Raw genomic sequence first — 25593 nt, 5'->3', positions numbered from 1 at the left:
CAGCGTGGCTGGTTGATGGCCGGCCGCTTCCGCGTCGGCAAGGGTGGCGGCCCGGGCCGCCCAGGCAGGGCCGCCGAGGATCTGCCGGGCGTACGTGGGTACGGCTGCACACACCAAGGCGCTGAATCCGTTGGACCGTGGGTGGCGGGGCTTGCCGTGAGAGGGAGGGCCAGCGGTACTACGGCTGCATGGTCGCAGGCGGACTATAGGTGGACGATGGCTCGCCGGCCGGCGATGACCTGCTGATCGTGCTGGCGGAACTGGTGCCACCGCCGGGCCGCGATGACCGCGACGATGGTCGCGTCCTGAAGCATCGCCACCACGGCACCGTCGCGCGGTGCGGACTCGGTGCGCATGGCCCGGATGGCGCCACGTAGGGCGCGGGCGTGCGAGTGTTCGGCCCGTATGCGTGAGCGGGTAGCACGTTCTCATGCGCCAGCGGCTTGGCGGAGGTGCGGGCGGATCTCATCGTGCGCATGCACCTGGCCCTGGGCTGAGCGGTGCGCGCGGCCTCCGCGCCGAGCACGTCGTCGGGGTCGCCACGAATCCCACGATCTTCGCATCGGCGTTGTCCGAGGGAGACCGTTACGCCGATCAGCTGAGCCACCTCGGTACGCGGGGTGAACGCCGGTTGCGTCTCCAAGGCGCCGATGCTGCCTATCGCTCTCGGGCCGCCGCGGCACACGGGAAACGGGACAGCCAGCGAGGGAGTACTGCTGTAGGAGCGCCAGGCTCGATCGCTGGTACAGACGCCCCGTCGTGGCGCGTCCGCGCGTTCAGCTCAGGTTCGCGGACGGGTTACGAGCGCTGTCGCAGGCCGTGTGGTTCCCTTCGGCCGGCGCACCAGCCCCGCCGGCGGTGCTCACACGGTCGCGGAGCCCTGCGGCCCTGCGCTGGTGGGCTCATCGGCGATCATGGTGGTGACTGCTTCGCTCGTGGTGGCATGAACCGGCAGGATCGTGTCGACACCGGTGAGGACGAGCATCCGCATCAGGCGGTCGGGGACGTTGGCGAGCCCGAGCGCACCGCCCACCGCCTGGGCGGCGTGCCAGAGACCGATGAGCGCGCTCAGACCGGCGGAGTCGCAAAAACCGACCTGTGACAGGTCCAGAACCAGGTGCGGGCGCCCTCGCTCGATGATCATCGAGGCGTCGCGGCGCAGGGTTTCCGCGGTGCGCATGTCCACGTCCCCGGCGACCGTGGCGATCGCGAGGCCGGGGCGGGGGTGCTGGACGGTCAGGTACAGCGTGTCGGTCACGTCGGTCATCACTCCTGGCCGAAGTGTTCGGGCGCGGCGGCGGTGTGGGCGGTGGCTGCGACACTGCCGTCGGGCATGGTGTGAGGGTGGGGGACGGACAGGGCCAGCAGGGCCACGTCGTCGCCGGCTCCGTCGGGCAGCGAGGCCAGCAGGGTGATGCTGTCCTCGACCAGGGTGGTGGCGGTGACGGGCCCGGTGCGCTGGTGGAGGAAGCCGGTCAGGCCGTCGTCACCGAGCATGGCGCCCTCGGTGGTGCGGGCTTCGATCAGCCCGTCGGTGTAGAGGAACAGGCTTTCCCCGGCCGTCAGGGGGAACGTGGTCTGGGCGAAGGGCGCCTGGGGAAAGGCGCCGACGAGCATCCCGCCCTGGGGGCGTACGGCCCGCACCCAGACGGCGCCGCTGTCGTCGGGGCGCACGTGGTAGGCCGGCGGGTGGCCGCCGGTGGCGACGGTGACGGTGAAGCCGCCGTCCTCCCGGGGCTCCAGGAGGCCGAAGACGACGGTGCAGAAGCGGCGGCCGGCGGTGACGTCGGTGAGCAGCATGGTGTTGAGCGCGCTCAGCACGGTGACGGGGTCGGCGTCGATCTGGGCCGTGGCGCGCAGGGTGTGGCGGGCCAGGGCGGTGACGGTCGCCGCCTCGGGGCCTTTGCCGCACACGTCACCGAGGACGAACGCCCACCGGCCGCCGTCGAGTGGGAAGACGTCGTAAAAGTCGCCGCCCACGTCGTGGGCGGAGGCGGTGCGGTAGTGGCAGGCCAGTTCCAGGCCCGGCACCACGGGAAGGGCCGGGGGCAGCAGGGTGCGCTGAAGGGTGGAGGCGAACGCGGCGATGGCGGCCTTGTCCTGCTCCGCCTTCTCCCGCGCCGCCCGTTCCGCCTCGGCCCGCGCCCGTTCCGCCTCGGCGTGCCGCCTCTCCGCCTCCCGGCGGGCCTGCTCGTCGCGCAGGGCGCGCAGCGCCGACAGTCGCAGCTCCATCTCGTCCAGCACGATCGCGGCGAGATCGGCAAGAGTGGCAGTGTCCTCCTCGGTGATCGAGCGCGGCCGGGTGTCGAGGACGTTGACCGTGCCCAGCCGGTGCCCCTCTGGGGTGATGATCGGTGCGGCGGCGTAGAAGCGCACCCCCATCTCCCCGGCGACCAGCGGATTGTCCGCCGCGACGGGGTCCTGGAGGGTGTCGGGGATGACCATCGTGTCATCGCGCAGGATCGCCGAGCCGCACAATCCCGGATCACGGCCGATCTGCGCGACGCCCTCCAGGCCGTGGGCCGCCTTGAACCAGATGCGGTCGGTGTCCACGATCGTGACCGTTGCCACCGGCACGTCGAAGAGGCGGGCGGCCATCGCCGCCACCCGGTCGAACGCCCCGTCGGGCGGGGTGTCGAGGATGTCGTAGCGGCGCACCGCCGCAATCCGAGCCGCCTCCACATCCGGGTCAGGGACCAGCTCGGGGCGGCGCCCGGGAGCCGGGTCGGTGGCCGATGCCTGCTGCATGATCGGCTTGCCTCTCCGTCGATGGGCTGCCGCCGTGAACGGCACGAACCGACGCAGCCTAAATCGCCCACACGCTCGAACGCCAATGCCGTCGTCAGCCGGGCACCCGGCCGCGGCCTTCCGTGCGATGTGCCGGTTGGTATCGGCAGGCGGGTCCTGCCCGTGGAATCTGACTCCTGTGATTGTCGACCGCGGTCTGCTGATCACATTGTGTCGACCACTGACCGGTGACGGTGCGTTGCTGGCCTCGGGCTGACCGAGCGTGTCTCGGTACGGGAGCTTGCCGGAACGGCGTCACCACGACCCTGACCGTCCGCACGGCCAGGTGCCGACGAGCGATAAGCCGTCGGCTTGTAAAGAAACGCGCACGACCAGGACACCCTCCGGTTCGCGTTCTCGCCGACGTCGGGCCGGCGGGGGAGGGGAAGGAGGAACGCACCGGGTCGGCCAACGCACAGCTCTTCCTCCGCACCGGCGCAGGGCTCGTCGACGACAGCACCATGAGGCCGACGGGGGGGCGCTCCACGCGATCCTGTGTCTCCCGGCCCCGTGCGTCAGGCACTTAGCCGCCGCGACCCGGCAGTGGGCGAGGAACTGCATGGCACGGGGACAGCGGCGGCCGCGTCCTCACACCGGGAGGCGGAGCATGATTACGATGCGTCCGCGCAGGCCCCCCTCGGCCAGGCGCGAGCGGGCTGCGGCGGAGTCCGCCAGGGGGAGGGAAGGGCCCGGCCATGCGGGCCGGCACGGCGCCTTGGTCGGCCAGCCAGGACAGTTCGGCGGGCTGGGTGCCGTCGGCACATACGTCCAGGGCGTCGACCCGGATTCCGCGTTTGGTGCCGACTCCTGGCCGGGTACGGCGGCATCGACGATGCCGGCGAAGGCCGTCGAGGGGAGGGCCGCGTCGCGGGGCAGGAAGTGGTCGGCGCCCCGGGAGCACAGGAACAGCTCGTCGTGTGCGGAGGCGAGCGCGGTGACCTTCAGGCCGCGGTGGCGGGCGAGTTCCACGGTGTGCGCCGCCAACGCGCAGGCAAGCCTCGCGTTCCTTCATGCCCCGTTGCTGCGCAGCACGGCGAACGCCTGGTGCTGGAGGGTCAACCCCGTTCGCCGACGACGCGGCACTCCCTGCACGCCTTCCACGAAAAGCCCCTGCTTGGAGGTATACAGCGCCCGAGGAGTGTGGCTCATTGTGTTCGAACGAATACTTAGAGTGCCTGTCTTCGCGGGTCTGGGGGCAGACGTCGAAGCGTTCCGCAGTCGCGTGGAAGGACGCTTTGTTACATGGCTCACCGCAAGGTGTATCTCGCCGTCGGCCGGACCAGCACCCGGATCTACCGCTTCGACCCCATCGACGGCGACACCCGCGTCGTCGACAACGTCGCGCCCTACGAGAGCGGCTACACCGCCATGGGAGCGCAGTACCGCGGAGACGACAAGGAGCCGTTGTTGCTGGCCGTGAGCCGCAACAAGCTCATCACTGTCGACGTGGCGGCCGGCACCTTGAAGGAGCAGGTCATCGACGGGCTGCCAAACGGGCCCTGGTTCGACGGCGACATGGACCCCGACGGCAAGAATCTCTTCGTCGCCGGCAACGCCGACACCCCCAGCTACGCCGTCGACGTGGCAGCCGGCACGGCCACACCCCGCAACGCACCGGGAGGCGGACGGTGGGACGACTTCGCCTATCACCCCAAGGACGGGCGGCTGTACTCGGTGGAGGGCGACAACGGTGACCTGCTGCTTATCGACCCGGGCCGGCAGCCCATGAAGACCGTCCTCAAGGCTGGTGTCTTCCCGCCGGCTCAAGCCAGCGGCGCGGCAGGCTCGCGCAAGGCGTACGCAGCCACCTTCTTCGACCAGGACGGCAACTTCTACGCGGTCGACTCCGCGGGCAACGTCAATCACCTCGATCTGACCACGGCGGAGATCCCCGATCACTCGCAGCGCATCGGACGGGGCAGGGTGCCCGTCGGCGACCTGGAGATCGTGAACGGGGCCGGGCGTATCACCCCGCTGCCTGTGCCGCCCAGTTACGACGAGATCGTCGTGACGAAGAAGTTCAAGGGGACATGGGAGAACGGCGAACCCCGGGGCCGGGTCTACAGCTTCGACCTCACCCTCACCGCCGTCAGCAAAGACAGAGGCACGGCGGAGGACGTCAGGAAGTTCCGTATCTCCTTCGACCTGCCCACGGTCAAGGGTGCGAAAGCCGAAGCCTCCGGCGTCGACGTCATCGCCCAGGACGGCAAGGCATACCTGAGCTCGGTGGGCGACCAGTTCCTCGCCGCGGGCACGTCCCGGCCGATCACCGTGCTGATCACCGTGCTGGGCGACCCGGCCCACCTGCCCCAGGAGTACCCCCTCGACGGCCTCAGGGCCACACGCCTGCTCAGCCACTGATCACACCGCACAGAACCCGCCTCGAGCCGTGGCACCGAACATGCGTGGCGTCATCGGGTCCCGCGCCGAGCCGCGGCACCCCTGCACACGAAGGAGTCTCATCATGAGCCTGACCGCCGACCAGACGCCCGCCGGGCAGCCGGAGTACGGCGATGCGACGTACCCCTTCCACATCACCAGGGAAGAAGAACGGCAGTTGCGTCTCCTGGGAGCCGAGGCCGTCCCGTCACTCGTGATCGAGCAGGCCACGTCCTTCGACGAGTACGCCCGCCAGCTGATGATCCCACCGGCTGTCATGGACCTCGCGCGCAAGGCTGAGGACCTGCGCCTGTCGGCGTGGGAGACCGAAGCGATGCGCAAACACCTCGCCCCCGCCACCGCACCCGGCGAAAAGGTGGGCCTGCTGCGCCAGATCCTCGTGGAGAAGTACAAGCACGATCCGTCCCACCCGCCGTACATCCGTGTCGCCTGCACCGGCCGGGGCGACTACGACCACCTGGCAGCAAAGCACGGCCACCTCCATCCCGACGACCACCCCAAGGGCGACATCGGCTCACCCGTCGTCCTGGAGATCTGGCGCGCTCAGCACTACTCGCCCATCCACTCCCACGGCCACACCACCGGCATCGTCTTCTGCCTCGCCGGCCAGCTCGACGTCATGGTCTACGAGCACCTCGACTGGAACGCCCGCAAACTCGGCCTGATCACTCTCACCCCCGGGCAGTGCGCCTGGCTGTCCAGGGACCACTACGCCGTGCACCGGGTGTACTGCCCGATGGACGGCGGCGGCGGCTCCACCGGCCCCGGCTACATGAACGCCTCCGCCGACTTCGGCGCCAGCTTCCACGTCTACCTCAACCCGGAGGAGACCGGCGTCGAGGACGACGACGGCAACAGCTACAGCCGCGACGCCTTCAACTACATCGACGAGGAGTCCAAGAAGCGGCGTGCCTTCGCCACCGAGTCCGACCTCTCCTGGAGCATCCTGCGCCGGGTCCTGGCCAACACCAAGCTGACCTGAGCCGCCATGAGTCGTACCCCTCCGCTGCGGTTGCGTCCGTGCCGTGCTCGACCCGGCGACCGACGCCCGGTGGCCGCTACCGCGCGGAGGGGGCTCACCCGCGTCGGCGAGAAGCTTCTCGCCAGGACGGTCGGATCCGACCAGTGCTGGCCGACACTCTCGCGGCCCGATTCACCGAGCTCGGCCTGACCATGGTCGAGTAGCGCTCCACCACAACCCCTCCTTCACCGACACCGGCATCACTCCGATCTCGGTCAGTGGCCGCAAGGCCGCGCACGGCCGGGGCGGTCGGTTACCCGCGACCTCGTCAGCCCGGTGCGTGCCCGTTGTCGAGTGCGCCGGCCGCGCGGCGACCGCCGGGCTGGGGGAGGGGAAGGGCTGGCCGCGCCTTCTCCCGTCGCAACGCATGGGCAATTGCGCGTGCCTCGATGCCCGCTTGGCGAAGGACACCCGTGAGGGGGTTGGTGTATCCGGTGAAGTACAGGCGCGGGGCCGTAGGGTGGCTCTGCCCGCCTACGGCGAGGGGCTGCCCGGCGTCGTCGAGTACGCCCAGGGTCCCCACCAGGTCGTGCAGGTCGGACCGGAACCCCGTGGCGGCGATGACCGTGTCGGGTCGCAGCCGGGTGCCGTCGGCCAGTACCACGTCCGGGCCGTCGAACGCCTGGACGGCCGCGACCGGCTCGACCCGGCCGGACAGGACGGCGTCCACGAAGCCGTGGTCGAGCACCGGGTTGACCCCTTCTCGGACATTGCGGGTGTACAGACCGGTGCGGGGCCGGGGCAGTCCCCGTGAGGTCAGGTCGGGCACCGCGAGACGTTGCGTGAGCAGGGAGGTGCGGTCACGCCACGCCAGTGGGAGGACCTCCGTCAGCCGGCCGGCCGCATGCCATCGTGCGCTGGAGCGGGGCAGGATGTTGGGTGAGGTGCGAACTGAGATCCGTACCCGTTCGGCTCCGGCCCCGGCCAGGACGCTGGCGATCTCGGTACCGCTGTTGCCGGCGCCGACCACCAGCACGTCCCGCCCCCGGTAGGGGGCCGGAGAGCGGTAGTGGGCCGAGTGCAGCAGGGTGCCGGTGAACGTCGAACGCCCTGGCCAGCGCGGAGTGTCGGGCGTGCGGCAGCGGCCGGTGGCCACCACGACCGCACCAGCGGGTACCAGACCGTCGGCACTGTGCACCAGCCATCGTGCTCTCGAACCCGGCTCGGCCCGTTCGATGCGCTGCACCTCCGTGTTCACCCGGACGTCGAGTCGGTGATGGGCGACGTAGTCCTCCAGGTAGCGCACATAGTCGTCCCGGCTCACCCAAGGACCCGCCTGACGCGGAATTGGCAGGCCGGGGAGTTGCGACGTGCCGGGAGTGGTGTGCAAACGCAGGTGGTCGTAGCGCTGCGCCCAGCTCGCTCCCACGCGGTCCGACCGTTCCAGGATCACGGTCGGCTCGCCGGAGCGGTTCAGCAGCGCGGCGGCCGCCAAGCCGTGCGGGCCGGCTCCGATCACGATCGTGGGAGCACTGAAGTCTCGCTGTGGTGTGGGGGGCATCGCCTCCTACAACGGCAGACCACGGGGTACGTCACGGCCAATTCCCGGATGTTCAGCAGGGAGTGACTGCCGTTACACAGGCGGTGCCGATTCGTTGGTCACCGGGCAGCAGACGTTGCGCGAGGGTTCGGTCGTCCCGAGAGCCGGCCCGCAAGGGACTGGGGCGGCGCCGCCTTCACTCGCGGGTCCCTGAGGGGCATGAGCCGTTGAGCCTGCGCGGCCGCGGCCTCCACGGGGACTTCCTCCGGAACGGCTCGCTCCACCTGTCCGATTCCTTCGAGGGGTTCATGTGCAAGCAGTAACGACGCGCCCCCGGCCACGGCTGCGGATCAGCGGAGTCTGCAAGGCGTACGGCGGCCGGCAGGTCCTGCGCGAGGTGGACCTTGACGTGTCTGCCGGGACGCTGGTGGGAATCGTCGGCGAGAACGGTGCGGGCAAGAGCACTCTGCTGCAGATCGCCGTAGGCCACCTCGCACCCGACCGCGGCACGGTGACACGGACCGAAGCAGTGGGGTACTGTCCGCAACGGGCAGTACTCAACGACGCGTTCACTGTCGAACAGCATCTGCGGTTGTTCCAGCGGGCCTACCGGCTGCCGACACTGGAACGGGCCGGCGAGCTGATGGAGCTGCTGGCGATGACCGCCTGCCGACGACAGCAGGTCGGCGAACTCAGTGGTGGAACGCGGCAGAAGCTGAACCTGCTGATCGCTCTGATGCACGATCCGCACCTGCTGGTCCTGGACGAGCCCTACCAGGGCTTCGACTGGGACACCCACCAGCGGTTCTGGGCCCTGGCCGCCGCCCTGCGCGATCAGGGCCGGTCGATCATCGTGGTCTCTCACCTGCTGCACGACGCACACCACTTCGACGCGATCGCGCATCTGAGCCAGGGCCGTCTGCACTTCCAGGAGACCGAGTCTTGAAACCCACCTGCACGGCCTTCACCGAGCTCCTGCGCTGCACTCTACTGGGCCACCTGCGCAACCGGCTGGCCCTGGTTCTGGCAGTCGCGTTCATTCCCGTCTGGATCGCCGTGGCACGCCTGTGCACATCCGACCAAGTGGTGCGCATCCGGCTGGACGCCATCAGCGTCCCCGTCTCTGCTCCGGCCAGCCAGCTGGGCCAGGTGGCCAGCGCGCTGGGCGCCGTCACCATGGTCGCCGGCTTCATCACTTTCACGGAGACCTTCCAGTCCCGTCAGATGGACCGCCGTCTGCTGCTGGCCGGCTACCCCCGGCTGCCGATGCTCCTGGCCAAACTCACTGCCATCGCCCTCACCGCCGTCGCGCTGGCCCTTTACACCACGATCCTGCTGTGGGCTTCCCTGCCCGTACGCCACGCAGGCCCCCTGGGGCTGGCCCTCGCGGGCGCCGGCCTCGCCTACGGCGGCATCGGGCTTCTCCTCGGCTCTCTGGTCCGCGGCGAGCTGGAGGGCTTCTTCCTGATCATCATGCTCAGCCTGGTCGACACCGGTCTGCAGAACCCCGTCTTCAACACACTCATGGATGTGGCAGGCGTGTCCGCGCTCCCTCTGTACGGCGTGAACCAGATGGCCCTGAGCTCAGCCCTCACCCCCCAGACTCCCTGGTCCCACGGCCTGCTCTCCCTCGCCTGGTCCGCAGCAACCGGGGCCCTGGCCCTGCTCGTCCTCCACCACCACCGCCCTTCCCGCTCCTCGTGGCCCCGCCGGACGAGAGCCGACGCAGAGTGATCACGACGAGTTCGGGCACTCCGAATGCCGGCGCCGCTGATGGCGGCGGCTGTCGCGCTGCCCCGTACCCAGGGGCCGGACGTCTCCCCTTGGCGACCGTTTCTGCCGGAGACGAACGTCGTGCGGCCGGGGCGCCCCGCGCGCGGGCGGCCTGCACCGTTCTCGTGAACAAAGCCCGTCTGGTCGACGACGAGGGCCTGGAGGCGGGCGGCCACGGCGTCCAGGCCGAGTGCGGCCACGGCTGGCCGGCGCCCATGCCACCCGCACGCGAGGGCGGTATCGGCGGAGTCGGCTGAGCCTTCAGCGGTTGTCGCGGAGCTCCTGGTGCATCTGGGGCTGGTCGTCCTGGTCGTGAGTGAGGGCGTAGCGCTCGACCTGATTGAACCCCTTCGACGCCACCCCGAGGATCTCGTCGTGGGGGTTGACCCCGACTGCCTTCTTCGCGCTGCCGCCGCCCACGCCGCCGACAGCACTGCTGAAGAGGCTGTGCATGGCCGCGGCGGGCTTGGCCGCCAGGTCGACAGTGCTCTTGGGGATGCCGGCCATGTCGGCGTACTTGTCCGTGAACGCGGTGCGGACCATGGCGATGAAGGGCTCGTAGAAGCCTGGCGGGAGCATCTTCTCCTTGTAGAACTTCAGCGCCTGCGCGGTCATGACATTGCAGTCCTCGCCCGGCTGCCACTCCTTTTCCCGCATGATGCTCCAGATTCGGTCGACCAGGTCGACGTCCTTGGGGATCAGCCACTTCTCAGGGGTGCCGAGGTAGTGGTTGATGTAGTGCCAGGCGTTCACGAAGCCCTGCGCGTCGTCGTGTGCCACATGGACGCCGAGGTTCTTCATAGCCTGGAGGATCTGAACGCTGAAGACGCCGATGGCGCCGGTGGTGTACTTCTGCGAGACGGGCTCGCCCCACTTGGCGTAGTCCCACTGGCCGCTCTTCTTGTGCAGCTGGCGGACGGAGGCGTGGACCAGGCGGACCTTGGTCACGGTCGCCGCCAGGGTGCCGTTGTGCAGGGGGTCCTTGTCACCCATGCCGATGAACAGGCGCGAGGATTGCGACAGCCGCCGGCCGGGACCGTCCACGCCGCCCAGGCGCCCGGTGGTGCGCAGGGTGTAGGCGCCGGTCGGGGAGAGGTAGGTGCCGATCAGGCCGACAGTGCCCTGCAGCATGGAGGCCACGCCGTGGTGGTGAGCGAAGAAGCCCTCCGCGGCCTTGACGTCGGCCTCGCTCCAGCCGGGCGGCTGTTCGGAGGCATCGTGCAGGAACTGCGCGAGCCGTTCCGGCAGGTTGGACAGCTCGTCCATGGGCATGCGGGGCTTGAGTGTCCCGATGGTGCGGAACAGGCCGTTGACGCCGTCGACCTCCCTGTTGTCGATGAGATCGGACACCAGCGTGTCCGCAGCCGGGTCTCCCTCCTGGTTTGCGGCCTCCATCTCGGCTTCCACGGTCTCAGCCGTCAAGGTCACAGCTCACTCCTCTCGACGCACCCACAGGGCTGCGGCGCTGACCGGACCGACCCCCCCGGCGCGCCACACAGTTGATCTTCCCCATTGCAGTCCGAGACCGAAATGCCACGAAGGAGTGACGAAGATGCGCACCGGGGGCGTGATCAGGGGCGCACGACCGTGCCGATGACTGCGATCTGGTGGATGTCGGTGCGGTTCCTCGGCCTTCTGGACGACGACGACCTCACCAGCCGCAAACCCTTGGCCCGGCCACGTCACCGCCGGGGCGGTGCTCGTCGGCCCCGACGGCCGCATCCCGCACAAGTTCCGCAACGCGATTCAGAAGTGGCCGTCGAGCCGTACGCCAATCCGAACACCCCTCCCTCATTCGGAGTCATTCCGGGGCGGGCTCTTTTTGCAGTCGACCGTAGGGGCAGGGACGTCGACGACAGATACCCCCGGCAGATGCCGCTCGACGAAAGGGACCGTCCATGCGCAAGATCGCTCTCCTGCTCGGTTTGGCACTCTCCGCAAGCGTGGCCGCGGCCGCCCCGGCTGCAGCCAACGGCCCCGGCTACCCCCCGAGCAACCAGGCGGTGATCATCAGCAACGCCTCGACCGGCTTCTACCTGCAGACCGACACTCAGAATGAGAACCGGCCGCAGTACGTCCAGGTGTGGTACCCCTGGCCGCTGGCCAATGAGGGCTCGGGGTCGGTCTGGCGACTCAAGCAGAAGTACGGCGACCACTACGTCATCGAGACCGAACCGATCAAGAACCCGACCCCGGCCTGTCTGACGGTGCCGGACAACGCGAAGGACAACGGCCCGCTGACCGTGACCGACTGCAACGGCGGTCCGGCACAGGACTGGATCGTCCGCGAGGACGGCACCTCCGAGACCTACACCATCACTCCGGCCGGAGCGAACTTCCGGCAGTGGGCAATCACTTCGCAGTCGCAGAACTACCCCCACCCTGATGTGTACGTGACCCTCAAGCACTTCACCGGAACCAACGCGCCCACCAACATGCGCTGGAAGATCGACCCGAGGTCGGCCGCCTGACCTCCCGGTCAACGAAGGCCGACAGGCGCGCGGCCCCGCCTGGCTGCTGCGGACCTGCGCCCCTGGGAGAAGCCCGACAGAGCCGGATCTGCTGACCCCTCTGACCCTCTGTCGGCGGCTCGCTGCGGAACACCCCCGCTCGAGCGGGGGTGTTCCGCAGCGAGCCCACGCCAACCTGATTTCTGCTGATCGGCGGGGCTGGTGTGCTGTCCCGGGGAAGTGCTCGCGCTGCTCTGGGTGGAGATCGGTAGCGCGTGATCGTCTGTCACGGGTGTCCTCTGCGGTTCTCGGGCAAGATCCTTGGCCTGTTGCGTAGGTTCCGCGGCGGGAGGGGTCTTCATCGCGGATGCGTTGACGTGGACGATCGAGCAGCGGGTGCAGCTGGCAGAACGCGCTGAGAACTGCTGCGCAAGGAACTGGCCGAGATCGAGACGCGGGTGACCAGGCTGGAAGCCGCCGAAGTGGCGTGCGGGCAGTGGGCCGAGAGAACCGACTGCGGGCGGGACCGTCGGGCTTTGTGTCGCCGGAGCCGGAGCGGGTGGCCGGGCAGGGTTGCCAGCGCCGACCGGCGGCGGCCGTCACGTTGGTGGTCGGCGCAGCGGCACGACGTTATCGGCGGATGAATCCGTCCGCTGATCACCGTCGTAGATGAGCACGGCGCTGGCGAGGGTGAGTCTGGTTACCAGCTGGCGGAGCTCTTCGATCTCGGCTCTCTGTCGGGCGACGTTCTCCTTGAGCTTGGTGACGGTTTCCCGTAGACGTCTTTCGGGCGCCGGCGTCTGCCGGATCTCGGTGCGTACTCGTTCGTAGAACTCCTTCTTCGGGTCGGTGTGCCGTTTGAGGAGGGCCATGCGGTGTACGCCTGCTTCGGCGGCGAGGGCAACTACGGTGAGGCTGCCGTTGGAGGCGGTGGCCTGCCCGGCCGGGAGACGGTCCATGGCCTGGCGAATGCGGGCGCGCTCGTCTTGGTGCTGGTCGTTCATGTGAGGGCCTTGGCAGTCGTACTGCCTTGGAGCTGTGACGCCGGGCACCGGCTCGCAGAGAGCGTTGGCGTGCTTGAACGCGCAGATCAGGAACGCGTCGGGAGTCAGGGCCCTGCGGGCGGCGGGACCGGGAATCTTCTCGCCGGCCGCAGCGTGGTCCCGCAGCCGCGCGGCGGTGTCGGCGGCGGCCAATGCCGTTTCGACGTCGAGGATGGCGTGGATGCCGCGGGAGCCGTAGCCGCTGGAGGTGCGTGCGTCCAGGACGGTGCGCATGTGGCCGTTCTGACCGTGATGGGCGTGGCCGGCGCCGTCGGTACGACTGTCACGGCCGAGGAACTGATCGCCTTCTGCGCCGACCGGCTGGACCGCCTCAAGAAAGCCGCGCTCGGTCGACTTCGTGCCCGAACTGCCCCACAACCGCAACGGCAAGCTCGACCGCAAGACCGTACGCGAACCCTTCTGGGCGCACGCCGCCCGCCGCGTCAACTGACCCCACCCTGTTCGGAGCCTCTCCCGTGGCCTTCTCCCTCCACCCCGCCTACGACCACCCACCGCCGAACTCGTCGACCGCCTGCGCGACTACCTCGACGGTGAACTCGCCGAGTACGAACGAGAGCGCGGCCTCACCCCCGGCAGCTTGCTCACCCGCGCCGACCTCGAACTGGTCTGGCGCCGCAGCCGCGAACTGGGCTTCTACGGCATCCAGCTGCCCGGGGAGTACGGCGGCCAGAACCTCACCTACACCCAGCTCGCCGCCCTCAAGGAGGAGATCGGCGCCAGCGGGCGCGTCCTCGGCCACAGCGTGCTCGGCGACATGGGCGGCCCCCTGCGCGCGGGCGACATCCTCCAGCACGCCGGAGAGCACCAGTTGGACAAGTACCTGCTGCTACTCATCCGCGGCGAGAGGACGTGCTGCTTCTCTCTGACCGCGACCGACGCCGGCTCCGACGTCCGCTCCATGCGCACCGTCGCCGTACGCGCCGGCGACGGCTACCGGCTCACCGGCCACAAGGTCTTCTCCTCCGCCGGCCCCTTCGCCGACTTCGCGATCGTCGTCGCCCGCATGGACGGCACCGGAGAGCAGGACAGTGACTAGCCGCAGTTCTCCGCGTTCCTCGTCGACCTGGACAACGGTCTGCTTGAGCTTGACGACGATCGCCGGGCTTCAGCCAGATGCGGGCGCCTCCTGGCCAGTTCGTTTGAACTTCGACAATCCCGAGCTGATCAGGAGGCCCTGCTTTCATGCGCGCCTCACCGAAAGATCACCCAGCCGCGTGGGCGCACTCGAATCGATGTCCACCGTGATCGGTACGACAACGGCTTCTGAGATGCGGGTCATGAGTCTTCTGGTGAGTTGGCCATCGGGGTTCTGATCACCAGGGAGGGAGCCCCAGCTGCCGCAGCCGGTGAGCACCGCCTCCTTGCGTGAAGTATCCCTGCCGATACCGGTCAGGAATGGACGAGAGCCAACGCGTTGTCAGCGCACTAAGTCAGGTTGAGCATCCGTTCGGCCGAAGTCATCCGGCAGTGATCGAGTCACGCCGCTGTACCAGCATCGATGGGACGGTTGCCCAGTGCCGTCCCGGACGGGGGTCTGACTCGTGAGATCTATGACCGAAGTGTCCAGTCACCGACCTGTCGACTGCCGTTACGGGATGCTGCCTGCCACCGAGCCACAGGGCGTGTCCCCATAGGGGCCTTGCCGAGTTCAGGCGCCATCACGGTTCAGACCGCCCATGCAGGCCGGTGCCATCCACCCAGCACGTCACCACGCGGGAGGCGAACCACCATGACGATCAGACAGCGCAGCACCTCCTCGAGCACGGACCCTCCCGTGCGAAGAGAGGTCGTCCTGGGAGTGGACACGCACGGTGAGGTGCATGTCGCCGCCCTGATCTCCCCGTTGGGGAAGGTCCTGGGTAACGAGTCGTTTCCGGCCACGGCGGCCGGCTATCGGCAGCTTCTTGTATGGGCCCGCAGAGCGGGGACGGTGCGCCGGGCCGGTGTGGAAGGCACCGGCACCTTCGGTGCGGGCCTGTCCCGCTACCTGCAGGCGCAGCAGGTCGAGGTATACGAGGTGAACCGGCCGGATCGCTCGGCCCGCCGGCTACTTGGGAAGTCAGACCCGCTCGACGCGCAAGCCGCCGCGCGAGCCGTGCTCAGCGGTCGCGCCCGGGCCCGGGCCAAGTCCGGCGACGGTCCGGTGCACAGCGCCCGGATCCTCAAGCTGGCCAAGGACTCCGCGGTCAAGGCCCGCACCCAGGCGATCAATCAGCTCAAGGCCGTCCTGGTCATCGCCGACCCCGCCCTGCGGGAACGGTTGTCGAGCCTGGGCAACGCCGAGCTGTTCCGCACCTGCGCGACCCTCAGCCCACCCGATGGCGGGAGAGAAAGAGAAGAGGACGCGGTGGCCCAAGCCACCCACATGGCGTTGCGCATGCTCGCCGAGCGCATCGAACAGCTCACCGGACAGATCAATGAGCTGAACCAACGCCTGACCCGGCTCATCGAACGGCACGCCCCACAGCTGCTCGAACCGGTGGGCATCGGTCCGGACAGCGCCGTCACTCTCCTGATCACCATGGGGGACAACCCCCGACCGGCTGAACACCGAGGCGTCCTTTGCTGCCCTTTGCGGAGTCAGCCCCATCGAGTACTCCTCCGGCCGTCGGAGCACGCGCCGGCTCAACCACGGCGGCGACCGGCAGGCGAACGCCGCCCTGCACCGCATCGTGTTCACCCGCCTGCGCCACGACCCGCGCACCCAGGCGTACTACGAACGCCGCACCCAGGAGGGCAAGACCCGACGCGAGATCGTCCGATGCCTCAAGCGATACGCAGCCCGCGAGGTCTTCAACCTGGTCAGACAGGTTTCCCGCACCCCCACGCTATAGGGGCGTCGTTCGATTTCAAGCCCCTGCAAAAGCGGCCGGCGGGGGATCCGGAGTGGGTGCGCTGCAGCCCCAGCCGCGGCACCGTACCCCTCGGGTTCTCCTCGACTGAGCACTCGATGCGACGGTGCTGTGATGACACACATCTTGGCGGCTGCCGCCGGAGACCCTTCGTGATTGACCGGGCGTAGCCTTCACCTGCGCAAAGCATCTGCAAGGTGTACCTCCCTGCCATGAGGGCGCGTCCGCCGACGGTATCGCTGCCGCCCGCCTGCTGCCTCACGTGTCTGGCAACTTGTCGACCAGGGGCATGTGGTGCTCGGTGTAGCGGTCCGCCCTGGAAGTCGATCCGGCCGGTCAGTTCGTCGGCGAAGTGAGGAAGCCGAATGGCGCCGATGTCTTCCTCGACGGACGTCGTGTACGGGGCGCCAAGCCCCAGAGGGGGGAGTGTGCGATTCCGCGAAGGGCCTCCGCAGACGCCTGTTGGAACGTGATGGTGCGCGGTCCTCGGCCGGCGGCCATTCGGCATAGCAAGACGCCCGCAGGGCCCGTACCGGGACGGTACGGGCCCTGCGGGCGTGACGGGTGGTCAGGTCACCATCGATACCAGCGGCCGCGACCACCCCCGGCACTGGTGGATCGCATGACGAAACCGAGCAGCCACACGACCAGGACGGCGAGGGCCACCCACCAAAGGATCTTGACGGCGAAACCGGCACCGAAAAGGATGACCGCGAGAAGCAGGACCAAAAGCAGGGGAACCATACGTCGACCTCCTGCCCGCCCGTCTTCCCTGCCTTTTCTTCGATATTCGAGATCAGCACCTTGTTTATCAAGGGGAAGCAGGGGCACGAGCCGGTTACCGCGACAGCGGTCCCGAAGCTACGAGGAGGCGTTGTTCTGTGACTGCCAACGAGAAGGCGAAGGCGAAGACCGAGCAGGCCAAGGGCAAGGCCAAGGAGGCTCTGGGAAGCGCCATCGGCAACGACCGTATGGCCGCCGAAGGTCAGGCAGAGATGAGCACCGGGGACGCCCGCGAAGCCAAGGAAAAGGCCAAGGACGCCTTCAAGCACTGACCTCCGCGAACCGGAAAGAGGCCCCCTGTGGGACCTCTTTCCGGTTCGGCGGTGCCACGCGTTGATCCGGCACCGTCTATTTCCTGCTCCGGCTGTCTGCGGCTGGCCCGAGAAGGTCGCTTGCAGGTCTCCGCCGAAGTCGTCTCGCTCGTGCCGATGATCTCGGCAGGTCTTTCGTGACTGCTTCGGTACGAGCGAGGCCCTGCCCAAGCCCTCATATCGGCTGGGGCCCGAAGCCTGGGCCTGCATCGACTGCTGCCCATCAATCTGGTCAAGGAGGACCAAGACCCGGATGAGCTGGGCCGCGACCGTATCGTTGGTAGCCGCGGCGGCCATCAGCCGGCTCATCAGGGCGCCCTGCATCTTCTGAGTCAGATTCGCAGCGCTACGGCGACTCCCCGCGCGGCAACGGAGTCGGACTCGGCCTCGCGGTCGCCCGCGGCTTCACCGAGGCCACCGGCGGCGCCTTGCGCGCCGAGGACACGCCCGGCGCCGGACTCACCATGGTGCTCGCCGTGCCGACGGCCCCGGCGCGGCGTCCGGAGGAGTCGGACGAGGGGGAGACGAGGACGCGGTGGCCCAGGCCACCCACCTGACGTTGCGCATGCTCGCCGAGCGCATCGAACAGCTCACCGGACAGATCAATGAGCTGAACCAACGCCTGACCCGGCTCATCGAACGGCACGCCCCACAGCTGCTCGAACCGGTGGGCATCGGTCCGGACAGCGCCGTCACTCTCCTGATCACCATGGGGGACAACCCCCGACCGGCTGAACACCGAGGCGTCCTTTGCTGCCCTTTGCGGAGTCAGCCCCATCGAGTACTCCTCCGGCCGTCGGAGCACGCGCCGGCTCAACCACGGCGGCGACCGGCAGGCGAACGCCGCCCTGCACCGCATCGTGTTCACCCGCCTGCGCCACGACGCCCGCACCCAGGCGTACTACGAACGCCGCACCCAGGAGGGCAAGACCCGACGCGAGATCATCCGGTGCCTCAAGCGATATGCCGCCCGCGAGGTCTTCAACCTGGTCAGACCGGTTTCCCGCACCCCCGCGCTATAGGGGCGTCGGAGGAGACCGTGCGTCTGGCGCGTGCGGTGTTCCCGAAGGGCTGTCTGGTGATGCGGGTACGGGATGTGCTCGGGCCGGTCTTCGCCGACGCCGACTTCGAGGAGTTGTTCCCGGTGCGGGGGCGTCCGGTGGTGTCGCCGGCCCGGCTGGCGCTGGTTTCGGTACTCCAGTTCGCGGAGGGGCTGACCGATCGGCAGGCAGCGCACGCGGTCCGCTCGCGTCTGGACTGGAAGTACGCCCTGTCGCTGGAACTGGCCGACACCGGGTTCGATTTCTCCGTGCTGAGTGAGTTCCGGGCCCGGCTGGCCGAGGCGGACGCGGGCCGGGCGGTGTTCGACGCGGTGCTGCGGGCGGCAGGCGAGGCGGGACTGGTCACGGCGGGCGGACGGCAGCGCACGGACGCCACCCACGTACTGGCCGTGACCAGGGACCTGAGCCGGCTGGAGTTCGTGGTCGAGACGCTGCGGGCAGCGTTGAACCAGGTTGCCGGGGCGGCCGGGGAGTGGCTGGCGACGGTGGCGGCGCCGGAGTGGTTCGACCGCTACTCGGCCCGGCCGGAGGACAGCCGCTTCCCCTCCCGGTGGGCCGCCCGGGTCGAGCACGGTGACCAGTGCGGTGCCGACGGCATGGTGCTGCTCCAGGCGGTCTGGTCTCCCCAGGCTCCGCCCGGACTGCGGGCTCTGCCCGCGGTGGAGTTCCTGCGCCGGACCTGGGTGCAGCAGTTCCACCAAGCCGACGGCGCCGTGCGCTGGCGGGAGCCGAAGAACACTCCGCCCGGCCTGATCCGCTTACGCACCCCGCACGAGCCCGACGCGAGGACCGGGGCGAAGCGGGATCTGGGCTGGTCCGGCTATAAGGTCCACCTCAGCGAGACCTGCGAGCCCGACGCCCCGCACCTGATCACCCACATCCACACCACCCCAGCACCAGTGACCGACGACGCGGCGCTGGAGGACATCCACGCCGTCCTGGCCGAGCGCGGCCTCTTGCCGGACGAACACCTGGTGGACGCCGGATACGTCGATGCCGAGCAGATCCACCACGCCCGACGCGACCACGGCATCGATCTCGTCGGCCCGGTCGGGAAAGTGACCAACAAGAAGCAGGCGGGAGGAGACTTCTTCGACAACACACGCTTCACCGTCGACTGGGACCAGTCCACCGTCACCTGTCCGGGCGGCAGGACCAACACGGTCTGGAGCGCCACCCACAGCCACCGGGGCACTCCCGTCACCCGCGTCCGCTTCTCCCCACGGGACTGCGGCCCATGCCCACTGCGGGCAGGCTGCACCGACTCCCGGCACGGCCGCTCCCTGACCTTCCGGCCGAGGGAAGAACACGAGATCCTCCAGCAGGCCCGGCCCGAGCAGGACACCGGCCAGTGGCGACGACGCTACAGACACCGCGCTGGCGTCGAGGGCACCATCTCGCAAGGCGTCCAGTCACACGGCCTGCGCAGATCCCGCTACCGCGGACTCGCCAAGACCCGACTCCAGCACCACTTCACCGGCGCCGCCATCAACTTCGCCCGCCTCGACGCCTACCTCACCGGCAGACCCCTCGCCCGCACCCGCGTCTCACCCTTCGCAGCACTCCGCCCCGCCGGATGAGATCCAGCGGGGCGGATTTACCAACAGCGTCGGAGCGCTCCGGCGGGGCTTCGCCGTGATCTCGACTGTGCTTGCGCGCATGACCGCGTTCGGCTCCGCACACAGTGCGCGCTCCTGCGATGCTCGCGGGACGCTGGATTTGCGATTGCGCCCATCTGGGAGGGGAGCCGTAAGACGACGCAGCCGCGCCGGGAAGCCGACGGGGCTGTTCCAGCCGCTGGGTCTCACCGGATCACTTCAGTCGGGCACCGGGAAAAGGCGCTGGAGTACGGCAAGGGAATCTGGATGCGTTACAGCTGCCGACTCATGCAAGCGGTTCGACGGGATTGCCTCCTGGTTCAGACAGGGTGGCGAGATCATCTACCGCCGGCGCCGGTGCGTCATGCTCGGGCGCTGCTGATACGGGCTCGCCGCAGTGGGGCTCCTGCTTGGTGGAGACTGGCGAGTGCTTGCCGGTAGGAGGCGATCAGTCCGGTTTCCAGATAGTCGACTCCCAGGTCCTGGCAGTAGCGGCGGACGATGGGCCGGGCCCTGCGCAGGTGCGGGCTGGGCATGCTGGGGAACAGGTGGTGTTCGATCTGGTGGTTCAGGCCGCCCAGGGCTAGGTCGGTGAACCAGCTGCCGCGTACGTTGCGTGCGGTGAGGACCTGCCGGCGCAGGAAGTCGGGGCGGTCGTTGCCGGTCAGGGTCGGCATGCCCTTGTGGTTGGGGGCGAACAGGCAGCCGAGGTAGAGGCCGAACAGGCCCTGGTTGACGGCCAGGAACGCGCTCGCCATGCCGGGTGGGAGGACGAGGAACACTGCGGTCAGGTAGGCGGCGGTGTGCCCGTAGAGCAGCGCGCCGTCCAGGGCGCGGTTCTTCAGGGTGCGGTTGCCCAGTGCTCGCGCGCTGGAGACATGAAGGTTGACCCCTTCGAGCAGGAGCAGGGGAAAGAAGAGGAACGCCTGCCGGCGGCCGAGGAGCCTCGGCAGTCCGGTCGCGGCGCGGGCCTGGTCCTGGGACCACACCAGCAGGTCCGGGGCGATGTCGGGGTCGAGGCCCTCGTGGTTGGGGTTGGCGTGGTGGCGGGTGTGTTTGTCCTGCCACCATCCGTAGCCCATCCCGATCGCGGCCCCGGCGATGCGGCCGGCCGTTTCGCTGGGCCGGCGCCGGCGGAAGACCTGGCGGTGCGCGACGTCGTGGGCGAGCAGAGCCACCTGCCCGAACATCACGGCGAGGAACGCGGCGAGCGCCAGGGTCCACCACCCGGCGCCGATGACGACGAACGCGCTCCAGCCCCCGGCGTAGGCGACGGCCACGACGATGGACCGGACGGTGTAGTAGCCGGGGCGCCGGTTCATCAGGCCGGCCTCGGCGATCTTCTTCGACAGGCGGGCGAAATCACTGCCACCTGCGGGGGGAGGCGGGCGACGGCGCGGGGTATGCGTGGTCATGGTCTCGGAGTGTCCTTCCCGGCTGACGGGCGGCATCCGGTCGGGCGGTGTACGCCGGATGCGATGCGGCGGCCGGGTACCCACATCCCTGCCTTCGGACCGGCACCCGATGCTCGTCGGTCGGAGGTCCGGATGTCGCGGGCTTTGACGTAAGGCCCCCACGGAGGGTGGCTGCTGTCGATGAACCTGCCGCGCTGGCAATCGGGGCGAAGCGGCATGACAGGGGTATAAGACACTAGCCTCGGGCCATGGTGACGCGCACCCGGCTGTATCACGACGGCACTCTGGTCCTGGAGGGCTTTCCCGTCAGTGACGTCCCTGCGCATCTCGCTGATCCGGCGTCGGTCCTGTGGCTGGACCTGCACCGGCCCGGAGCCAATGAACTCACCATGCTGGGTCAGGAGTTCGGCATCCACGAACTGGCTCTGGAGGATGCCGCCCAGCGTGGACAGCGGCCGAAACTCGACCGCTATCGCACCCACGAGTTCCTCAGCGCCTACGCCGTGACCGTCAGCCCGGACGGTGCGGAACTGACGTACAGCGAGATCGCCGTATTCCTCACCAGTCAGGCCATGATCACCGTCCGCAAGGACGACGGCCTCGACATCGAGGACGTCGTCGCCCGCTGGGACGAGAGCCCGGACCTGGCCGGCCACGGCGTCGGATTCCTGCTGCACGGTCTGCTCGACCATCTCGTGGACGGACACTTCGCCGCGGTCCAGCAACTGGACGACAGCATCGAGGAGCTGGAGGGCCTGCTCTTCGCGGCCGGGCGCCGTGAGGTCGAAGCCGTGCAGCGCCGGGTCTTCGCACTGCGTAAGTCGCTCGTCCGGCTGCGCCGCGTCGTACTTCCGATGCGCGAGGTGGTCAACGGGCTCATGCGCCCCGGCCTGCACCTGATCAGCGACCCTCTCGTCCCGTACTACCAGGACGTCTACGACCACGTGCTGCGTGCCACCGAGTGGACGGAATCACTGCGGGACCTGGTGGCCTCGGTCATGGAGACGAACCTCTCGGTCCAGGCCAACCGCATGAACCTGATCATGAAGAAGGTGACGAGCTGGGCCGCGATCATCGCCGTACCCACCGCGATCACCGGATACTACGGCCAGAATCTTCCCTACCCCGGTTTCGGCCGGCAGTCCGGATTCATCACATCGGCAGCCGTCATCGTGGTCCTGTCCGCAGTGCTGTATCTGACGTTCAAGCGCAAGGACTGGCTCTGACCGGCCCAGTGCCGGGCGCGGGTGACCAGGCCGAAGGCAGGAAATACCTGGTCACCCCAGGCTTCTCGGGCCGGTGAGCGGAGTAGTGTGAAAGCACCGGGAGTTCTTCGCGTACCGGCTCCGCTGCGGGTGCCGTTTCCGGTGATCGACAACGCCGGGCCGCTCACGAGCCCGGGGGCAGGTTCGCACCATGTCCGTGACCATCGACCGTACGACATGGGCCAAGCGCGCGCCGTCGCTGCCGGCTCGCCTGTCCCTGACACCCGCGCCGGGCGGGCTGGACGGCACGTGGTGGCCTCGCTCCCGTGCCCTGACCCGTGAGCTGCCACCCTTGACAGCCGCCCTGGGCGATCTCTGGGGTCGCATCACGGGTATCGCGGTGAACCCGGCCCACTGGCCCGTCATCCCGTGTCGGGTGTCCATCGCCGGGCGTACAGTGCACGTGGGCTGGTCCACCGAGGAGCAGGATCCGCACAGACTGACCTTCTTCTCCGCCAATGGCCGCCGGGACGTCCTGGTGATTCCGCCGGAAACCGGTGCGGAGGCAGCCGCGCAGCTCATGGCGGGCGACGGCATCGAGGCCCCGGCACTCGAGGAAGCAGCAGACAGGATCGACGCCCGGATCAGGGAAGAAGCGTGGGAGACCGACGGCGGAGCCGGTCGGGCCGTCGTGCCTGCCCCGGCATATCGGATCGGCAGGCCCTTCGCCCGCCGTTCGACGGAGATGAGAGAACCATGACGGTCATCGCCGCGGCCGCGCTGCTCCTTCTGATCGCCGTCGGAGTCGCTCTGATCCACCGGCTCAACGGCCAGCACGCCGAACGGATCGCTGCCTTCCACTACAGCGATGTTCTGCCGGGGATCGGGCGTCGGCCCCGGAGGCACCGTCGGTCGGCGGTGGACGCGACCGTTCCGACGCGCCCCACCGCGACGGCGACCGCGGATGACATCGACTTCGGCCCGACCGTGGGCAGTAGAGGAAGGCGCGTCATGGCGATATTGCGAGACCGGAAGACGTACCGCGAGAGGATCATGCAGGCTCTGTACCAAGCCGCCGAGGGCAATCGCCTCCTGGGCGTCGATGGGGCGAAGCTCCGCACCGACCTGGGTATCCCTGAGCAGGACATGGCCGCTGCCTGTATGTACCTGGCAGGTGAAGGCTGGGTCGTCGTGGACTGGGAGAGGGGCAACACGCCCGCGATGATCACGCTGACGCATCAGGGGATCCGGCAGATGGAGACAGAAGAAGAAGGGCGTGGCTGAGCAGCCGCGTCGGTTTCTCGGACCGAAGTGAACTTCCGCAAGGATTGTTCATGTCGGATCAATCCCTTTGGCGTAACGTGGAAAGCGGGTCGGCGCACGCTCACGTGCAATGACCTGGAAGGGCGGCTCCGGCGGGTATACGCCGGAGCCGTTGCCTGTTTCCGCAACCGCGCCTGCGGCGAAGCGCTCGCGGGAGCGTCGTGCGGAGTACCGTGAGGTAGCAGGGTCGTATCGTGGTCGCACGCCGTGCGGTCGCACTGCTCTCTGCGGACGGGCGGACACCATGGCAGGCTCAGACACCCCCGACTTCCCCAGGCTCCTGCCGGACGCCGTGCACCGGTCGGTGAAACCCGGAACGGCCCTGCTGCGACTGGAGACCACCCACGCACGCGAGGGAATCCTGGACGGCGCATGGTGGCCGCGGTCCCGGGACATCGGTGCCGAGCTTCCCTCGCTGATCTCCGCGTTGACCGAGCATCTCGGGCCTGTCACCCGGGTCGGTCTGGACGGCAGCGCCTGGGACGAACTGCCGACCCGGGTGATGGTCGACGACCGGGTCGTGCACATCGACTCCTTCCCGGTCGGTGACGACACCGTCCTCATCACCCGGGGCGACCAGGACCATTTCTCCCTGATGCTGGTCCCTCCGGACACGTCGCCCGATGCGGCACGCGCCGCGATGGCCAGGGCCGTACGGGCCGACAACGTCACCGAGGCCAGACAGATCCTCATTGATACGGGCGGCGGCATGCCTCCTGCGCCGGCCTGACACGTCCGTCGCAGATCGACTCCCCTATCGGCCTGGACGCTAGATGCGGGCGTACTTTTCCGTTTGCTGGGCGAATTCCTGGGCCATCGCGGAGCTGACCGTGGCCTTGGTGTCGCGGATCGTGTCCAGGTAGTCGTCGGTGGTGGGGGTGGTCCGGGTTCCGGTGTCGAAGGTGCGCTCGAACTGGGCCTGGGAGACGGTACGCGCCGCATGGGCGATGTCGGCGGGGGTGAACCCCTCGCTGGCGGACGCGAGTACCGCGCTGTCGGCCCGCGCGCCCGCTCGGGCCAGGTAGCTCTCCCACAGTGCGGTCCTGGCCGTGTGGTCGGGAGGGCCGATCGGCAGCACGTAGTCGAAGCGGCCGTGCCGCAGGAACGCGGAGTCGAGCGTGGTCACGTTGTTCGTGGCGCAGACGAGCAGCCGTCCGTCCTGGCTTCGGAACCGGACGATCGCCTTGAGCAGTTCGTTGACGACGCCGACAGCGGTCGCGTCCGCGCCGCCGCGTTCGCCGGCGACCTCCTCGACCTCGTCGATGAAGACGAGGACGTGGTCGAGCCGGGCGATCTCGTCGAAGCGCCGGTTCAGCCCGGTCGCCAGGCCGTACTCGGCGGCCAGACGGGCGGGGAACAGTTCGAGGAAGGGCCATCCCAGGCGGCTGGCGATCGCGTGCGCGAACGTGCTCTTGCCGGTCCCGGGCGGCCCGAACAGCATCACCGCCCGTGGCGGTTCCACTCCGTGCTGGGCGGCCAGTTCGGGATGGGCCAGCGGCAGGACCAGGCGCCGCTCGATGAGCTGCTTCTCCCGTTGCATGCCCGCGACCTTCTGCCAGAGCCCCCCTGGCGGCAGCTCCGCTCCGAGCGAGGACAGCGTGCCGGCCGACTGCGGGGTCACCGGTCCGCGTTTCTCGAAGAAGACCAGCCCGGGGCGGGCGCCGAAGTCGCAGTTGCGCAGGGCGGTGGCACCGGTCTCGCCCTCGGGCAGGGCGGCGTGCACCGCGCGGACGCCGGCGGCGAAGAGCCGTTGCTCAAGGGCGGTGATCAGGGCACTGCCCAGCCCGCGCTGCCGCCAGGTGGGCGCCATGCAGATGCGCAGGATCCATGCCCGTTCGCCCTCCACCCTGCTCACCGCGGCGCCGATCAGCACGTCGTCGGCCGTGGCCACCACGGCCGGGTGGCGGGTCTGGAGGGCCGTCACGGCGTCCGAGAGCGGGAAGAGCGGCGGCTCCTCGGTCGTGCCGCTCTGCATGTCGACACGGATCACCGCTTCGAGATCGTCCTGGGTGTAGTCCCTGACCCGCCAACCCGTCATGATCAGCTCCGCGTGTTCGGCCGTACCCCCAT

The 25593-nt window shown here is 68.9% G+C and carries 23 protein-coding genes and 3 pseudogenes; 16 read left to right on the top strand and 10 right to left on the bottom strand.

Going from position 1 to position 25593, the window contains the following annotated elements; genetic code table 11:
• Nucleotides 1-203: 203 nt before the first annotated feature.
• The 4 genes from FB563_RS42715 to FB563_RS01915 form a co-directional block, all read right to left on the bottom strand.
• A complete protein-coding gene (locus FB563_RS42715; RefSeq protein ID WP_159045542.1) occupies nucleotides 204-356 on the bottom strand; it encodes a hypothetical protein in 153 nt (50 codons plus the stop codon).
• A gap of 506 nt (nucleotides 357-862) precedes the next feature.
• Complete coding sequence (locus FB563_RS01925) at nucleotides 863-1267, bottom strand: STAS domain-containing protein (protein ID WP_055707176.1); 405 nt, start codon at nucleotides 1265-1267, stop codon at nucleotides 863-865.
• Nucleotides 1267-2748, bottom strand: a complete 1482-nt coding sequence (locus FB563_RS01920) for a PP2C family protein-serine/threonine phosphatase (protein ID WP_234357810.1) — start codon at nucleotides 2746-2748, stop codon at nucleotides 1267-1269. The genes FB563_RS01925 and FB563_RS01920 overlap by 1 nt, the downstream gene beginning before the upstream one ends.
• Nucleotides 2749-3375: 627 nt before the next feature.
• Nucleotides 3376-3771: an MDR/zinc-dependent alcohol dehydrogenase-like family protein gene (locus tag FB563_RS01915; RefSeq protein WP_055707175.1), complete on the bottom strand. Its 396-nt coding sequence runs from the start codon at nucleotides 3769-3771 to the stop codon at nucleotides 3376-3378.
• Between the two features lie 258 nt (nucleotides 3772-4029).
• On the opposite strand from FB563_RS01915, the gene FB563_RS01910 reads away from it, so the two are divergent.
• Both FB563_RS01910 and FB563_RS01905 read left to right on the top strand, forming a co-directional pair.
• Nucleotides 4030-5148, top strand: coding sequence for a YncE family protein (locus FB563_RS01910; RefSeq protein WP_055707174.1), 1119 nt, complete (start codon nucleotides 4030-4032; stop codon nucleotides 5146-5148).
• 103 nt (nucleotides 5149-5251) lie between these two features.
• Entirely contained in the window at nucleotides 5252-6169 is a 918-nt protein-coding gene (locus FB563_RS01905) for a cupin domain-containing protein (RefSeq protein WP_055707173.1), read from the top strand.
• A 307-nt stretch (nucleotides 6170-6476) separates the two neighbouring features.
• Here the strand turns inward: FB563_RS01905 and FB563_RS01900 are convergent, their stop codons facing one another.
• Nucleotides 6477-7709, bottom strand: a complete 1233-nt coding sequence (locus FB563_RS01900; RefSeq protein ID WP_055707172.1) for a flavin-containing monooxygenase — start codon at nucleotides 7707-7709, stop codon at nucleotides 6477-6479.
• A gap of 289 nt (nucleotides 7710-7998) precedes the next feature.
• On the opposite strand from FB563_RS01900, the gene FB563_RS01895 reads away from it, so the two are divergent.
• The 3 genes from FB563_RS01895 (at nucleotide 7999) to FB563_RS44870 (ending at nucleotide 9718) form a co-directional block, all read left to right on the top strand.
• Nucleotides 7999-8634 (top strand): ABC transporter ATP-binding protein, encoded by a 636-nt coding sequence (locus FB563_RS01895; RefSeq protein WP_079048852.1) that lies wholly within the window; start codon nucleotides 7999-8001, stop codon nucleotides 8632-8634.
• Nucleotides 8631-9422: a hypothetical protein gene (locus tag FB563_RS01890; RefSeq protein ID WP_055707171.1), complete on the top strand. Its 792-nt coding sequence runs from the start codon at nucleotides 8631-8633 to the stop codon at nucleotides 9420-9422. Before FB563_RS01895 ends, FB563_RS01890 begins: the two co-directional genes overlap by 4 nt.
• 164 nt (nucleotides 9423-9586) lie before the next feature.
• Nucleotides 9587-9718 carry a hypothetical protein gene (locus tag FB563_RS44870; protein WP_267888654.1) on the top strand — a complete coding sequence of 44 codons (132 nt, stop codon included), beginning with the start codon at nucleotides 9587-9589 and terminating at the stop codon, nucleotides 9716-9718.
• A gap of 4 nt (nucleotides 9719-9722) precedes the next feature.
• Here FB563_RS44870 and FB563_RS01885 read toward each other — a convergent pair whose 3' ends face one another.
• Nucleotides 9723-10889 (bottom strand): oxygenase MpaB family protein, encoded by a 1167-nt coding sequence (locus FB563_RS01885; RefSeq protein ID WP_234357809.1) that lies wholly within the window; start codon nucleotides 10887-10889, stop codon nucleotides 9723-9725.
• Nucleotides 10890-11359: 470 nt separating this feature from the next.
• Between FB563_RS01885 and FB563_RS01880 the strand changes: the two genes are divergently transcribed.
• Nucleotides 11360-11932, top strand: coding sequence for an RICIN domain-containing protein (locus tag FB563_RS01880; protein WP_037662501.1), 573 nt, complete (start codon nucleotides 11360-11362; stop codon nucleotides 11930-11932).
• Nucleotides 11933-12510: 578 nt separating this feature from the next.
• Here FB563_RS01880 and FB563_RS01875 read toward each other — a convergent pair.
• Nucleotides 12511-12915, bottom strand: coding sequence for a hypothetical protein (locus FB563_RS01875; protein ID WP_055707196.1), 405 nt, complete (start codon nucleotides 12913-12915; stop codon nucleotides 12511-12513).
• Between the two features lie 571 nt (nucleotides 12916-13486).
• Between FB563_RS01875 and FB563_RS01860 the strand changes: the two genes are divergently transcribed.
• Together FB563_RS01860 and FB563_RS45395 are read left to right on the top strand one after the other, a co-directional pair.
• On the top strand, nucleotides 13487-14011 hold the full coding sequence (locus tag FB563_RS01860; RefSeq protein WP_107100668.1) for an acyl-CoA dehydrogenase family protein: 525 nt from the start codon (nucleotides 13487-13489) through the stop codon (nucleotides 14009-14011).
• A 693-nt stretch (nucleotides 14012-14704) separates the two neighbouring features.
• Nucleotides 14705-15809: pseudogene (locus tag FB563_RS45395) on the top strand (IS110 family RNA-guided transposase).
• Nucleotides 15810-16400: 591 nt separating this feature from the next.
• On the opposite strand, the gene FB563_RS01850 reads toward FB563_RS45395, so the two are convergent.
• The gene (locus FB563_RS01850) at nucleotides 16401-16571 is read right to left on the bottom strand and encodes a hypothetical protein (RefSeq protein WP_055495969.1); all 171 of its coding nucleotides are present in this window, start codon (nucleotides 16569-16571) and stop codon (nucleotides 16401-16403) included.
• Nucleotides 16572-16708: 137 nt separating this feature from the next.
• On the opposite strand from FB563_RS01850, the gene FB563_RS01845 reads away from it, so the two are divergent.
• The 4 genes and pseudogenes from FB563_RS01845 (at nucleotide 16709) to FB563_RS01830 (ending at nucleotide 19562) form a co-directional block, all read left to right on the top strand.
• Nucleotides 16709-16882 (top strand): CsbD family protein, encoded by a 174-nt coding sequence (locus FB563_RS01845; RefSeq protein ID WP_079048851.1) that lies wholly within the window; start codon nucleotides 16709-16711, stop codon nucleotides 16880-16882.
• A 380-nt stretch (nucleotides 16883-17262) separates the two neighbouring features.
• A pseudogene (locus FB563_RS45390) lies at nucleotides 17263-17478 on the top strand (hypothetical protein); the annotation flags it as partial.
• Nucleotides 17460-17943, top strand: a pseudogene (locus FB563_RS45385) (transposase); the annotation flags it as partial. The pseudogenes FB563_RS45390 and FB563_RS45385, both read left to right, overlap by 19 nt.
• Nucleotides 17940-19562 carry an IS1182 family transposase gene (locus FB563_RS01830; RefSeq protein WP_055707195.1) on the top strand — a complete coding sequence of 541 codons (1623 nt, stop codon included), beginning with the start codon at nucleotides 17940-17942 and terminating at the stop codon, nucleotides 19560-19562. The pseudogene FB563_RS45385 and the gene FB563_RS01830, both read left to right, overlap by 4 nt.
• Before the next feature lie 380 nt (nucleotides 19563-19942).
• Here FB563_RS01830 and FB563_RS01825 read toward each other — a convergent pair whose 3' ends face one another.
• A complete protein-coding gene (locus tag FB563_RS01825) occupies nucleotides 19943-20995 on the bottom strand; it encodes a fatty acid desaturase family protein (protein WP_055707170.1) in 1053 nt (350 codons plus the stop codon).
• A gap of 248 nt (nucleotides 20996-21243) precedes the next feature.
• On the opposite strand from FB563_RS01825, the gene FB563_RS01820 reads away from it, so the two are divergent.
• From FB563_RS01820 to FB563_RS01800, 4 genes are all read left to right on the top strand, one after another.
• Nucleotides 21244-22221: a magnesium transporter CorA family protein gene (locus FB563_RS01820; protein WP_055707169.1), complete on the top strand. Its 978-nt coding sequence runs from the start codon at nucleotides 21244-21246 to the stop codon at nucleotides 22219-22221.
• Nucleotides 22222-22411: 190 nt separating this feature from the next.
• Nucleotides 22412-22960, top strand: coding sequence for a DUF5994 family protein (locus FB563_RS01815; RefSeq protein WP_063797093.1), 549 nt, complete (start codon nucleotides 22412-22414; stop codon nucleotides 22958-22960).
• 251 nt (nucleotides 22961-23211) lie between these two features.
• A complete protein-coding gene (locus tag FB563_RS01805; RefSeq protein ID WP_055495844.1) occupies nucleotides 23212-23484 on the top strand; it encodes a hypothetical protein in 273 nt (90 codons plus the stop codon).
• Nucleotides 23485-23767: 283 nt separating this feature from the next.
• Nucleotides 23768-24253 carry a DUF5994 family protein gene (locus tag FB563_RS01800; protein WP_055707168.1) on the top strand — a complete coding sequence of 162 codons (486 nt, stop codon included), beginning with the start codon at nucleotides 23768-23770 and terminating at the stop codon, nucleotides 24251-24253.
• A gap of 39 nt (nucleotides 24254-24292) precedes the next feature.
• Here FB563_RS01800 and FB563_RS01795 read toward each other — a convergent pair whose 3' ends face one another.
• A complete protein-coding gene (locus FB563_RS01795; protein WP_055707167.1) occupies nucleotides 24293-25561 on the bottom strand; it encodes an ATP-binding protein in 1269 nt (422 codons plus the stop codon).
• Nucleotides 25562-25593 lie beyond the last annotated feature (32 nt).

It is taken from the genome of Streptomyces puniciscabiei, from assembly GCF_006715785.1.
Classification (GTDB): Bacteria; Actinomycetota; Actinomycetes; order Streptomycetales; family Streptomycetaceae; genus Streptomyces; species Streptomyces puniciscabiei.
The sequence above is the reverse complement of the archived record's forward strand: the minus strand, read 5'-3'. Positions and strand labels throughout refer to the sequence as shown.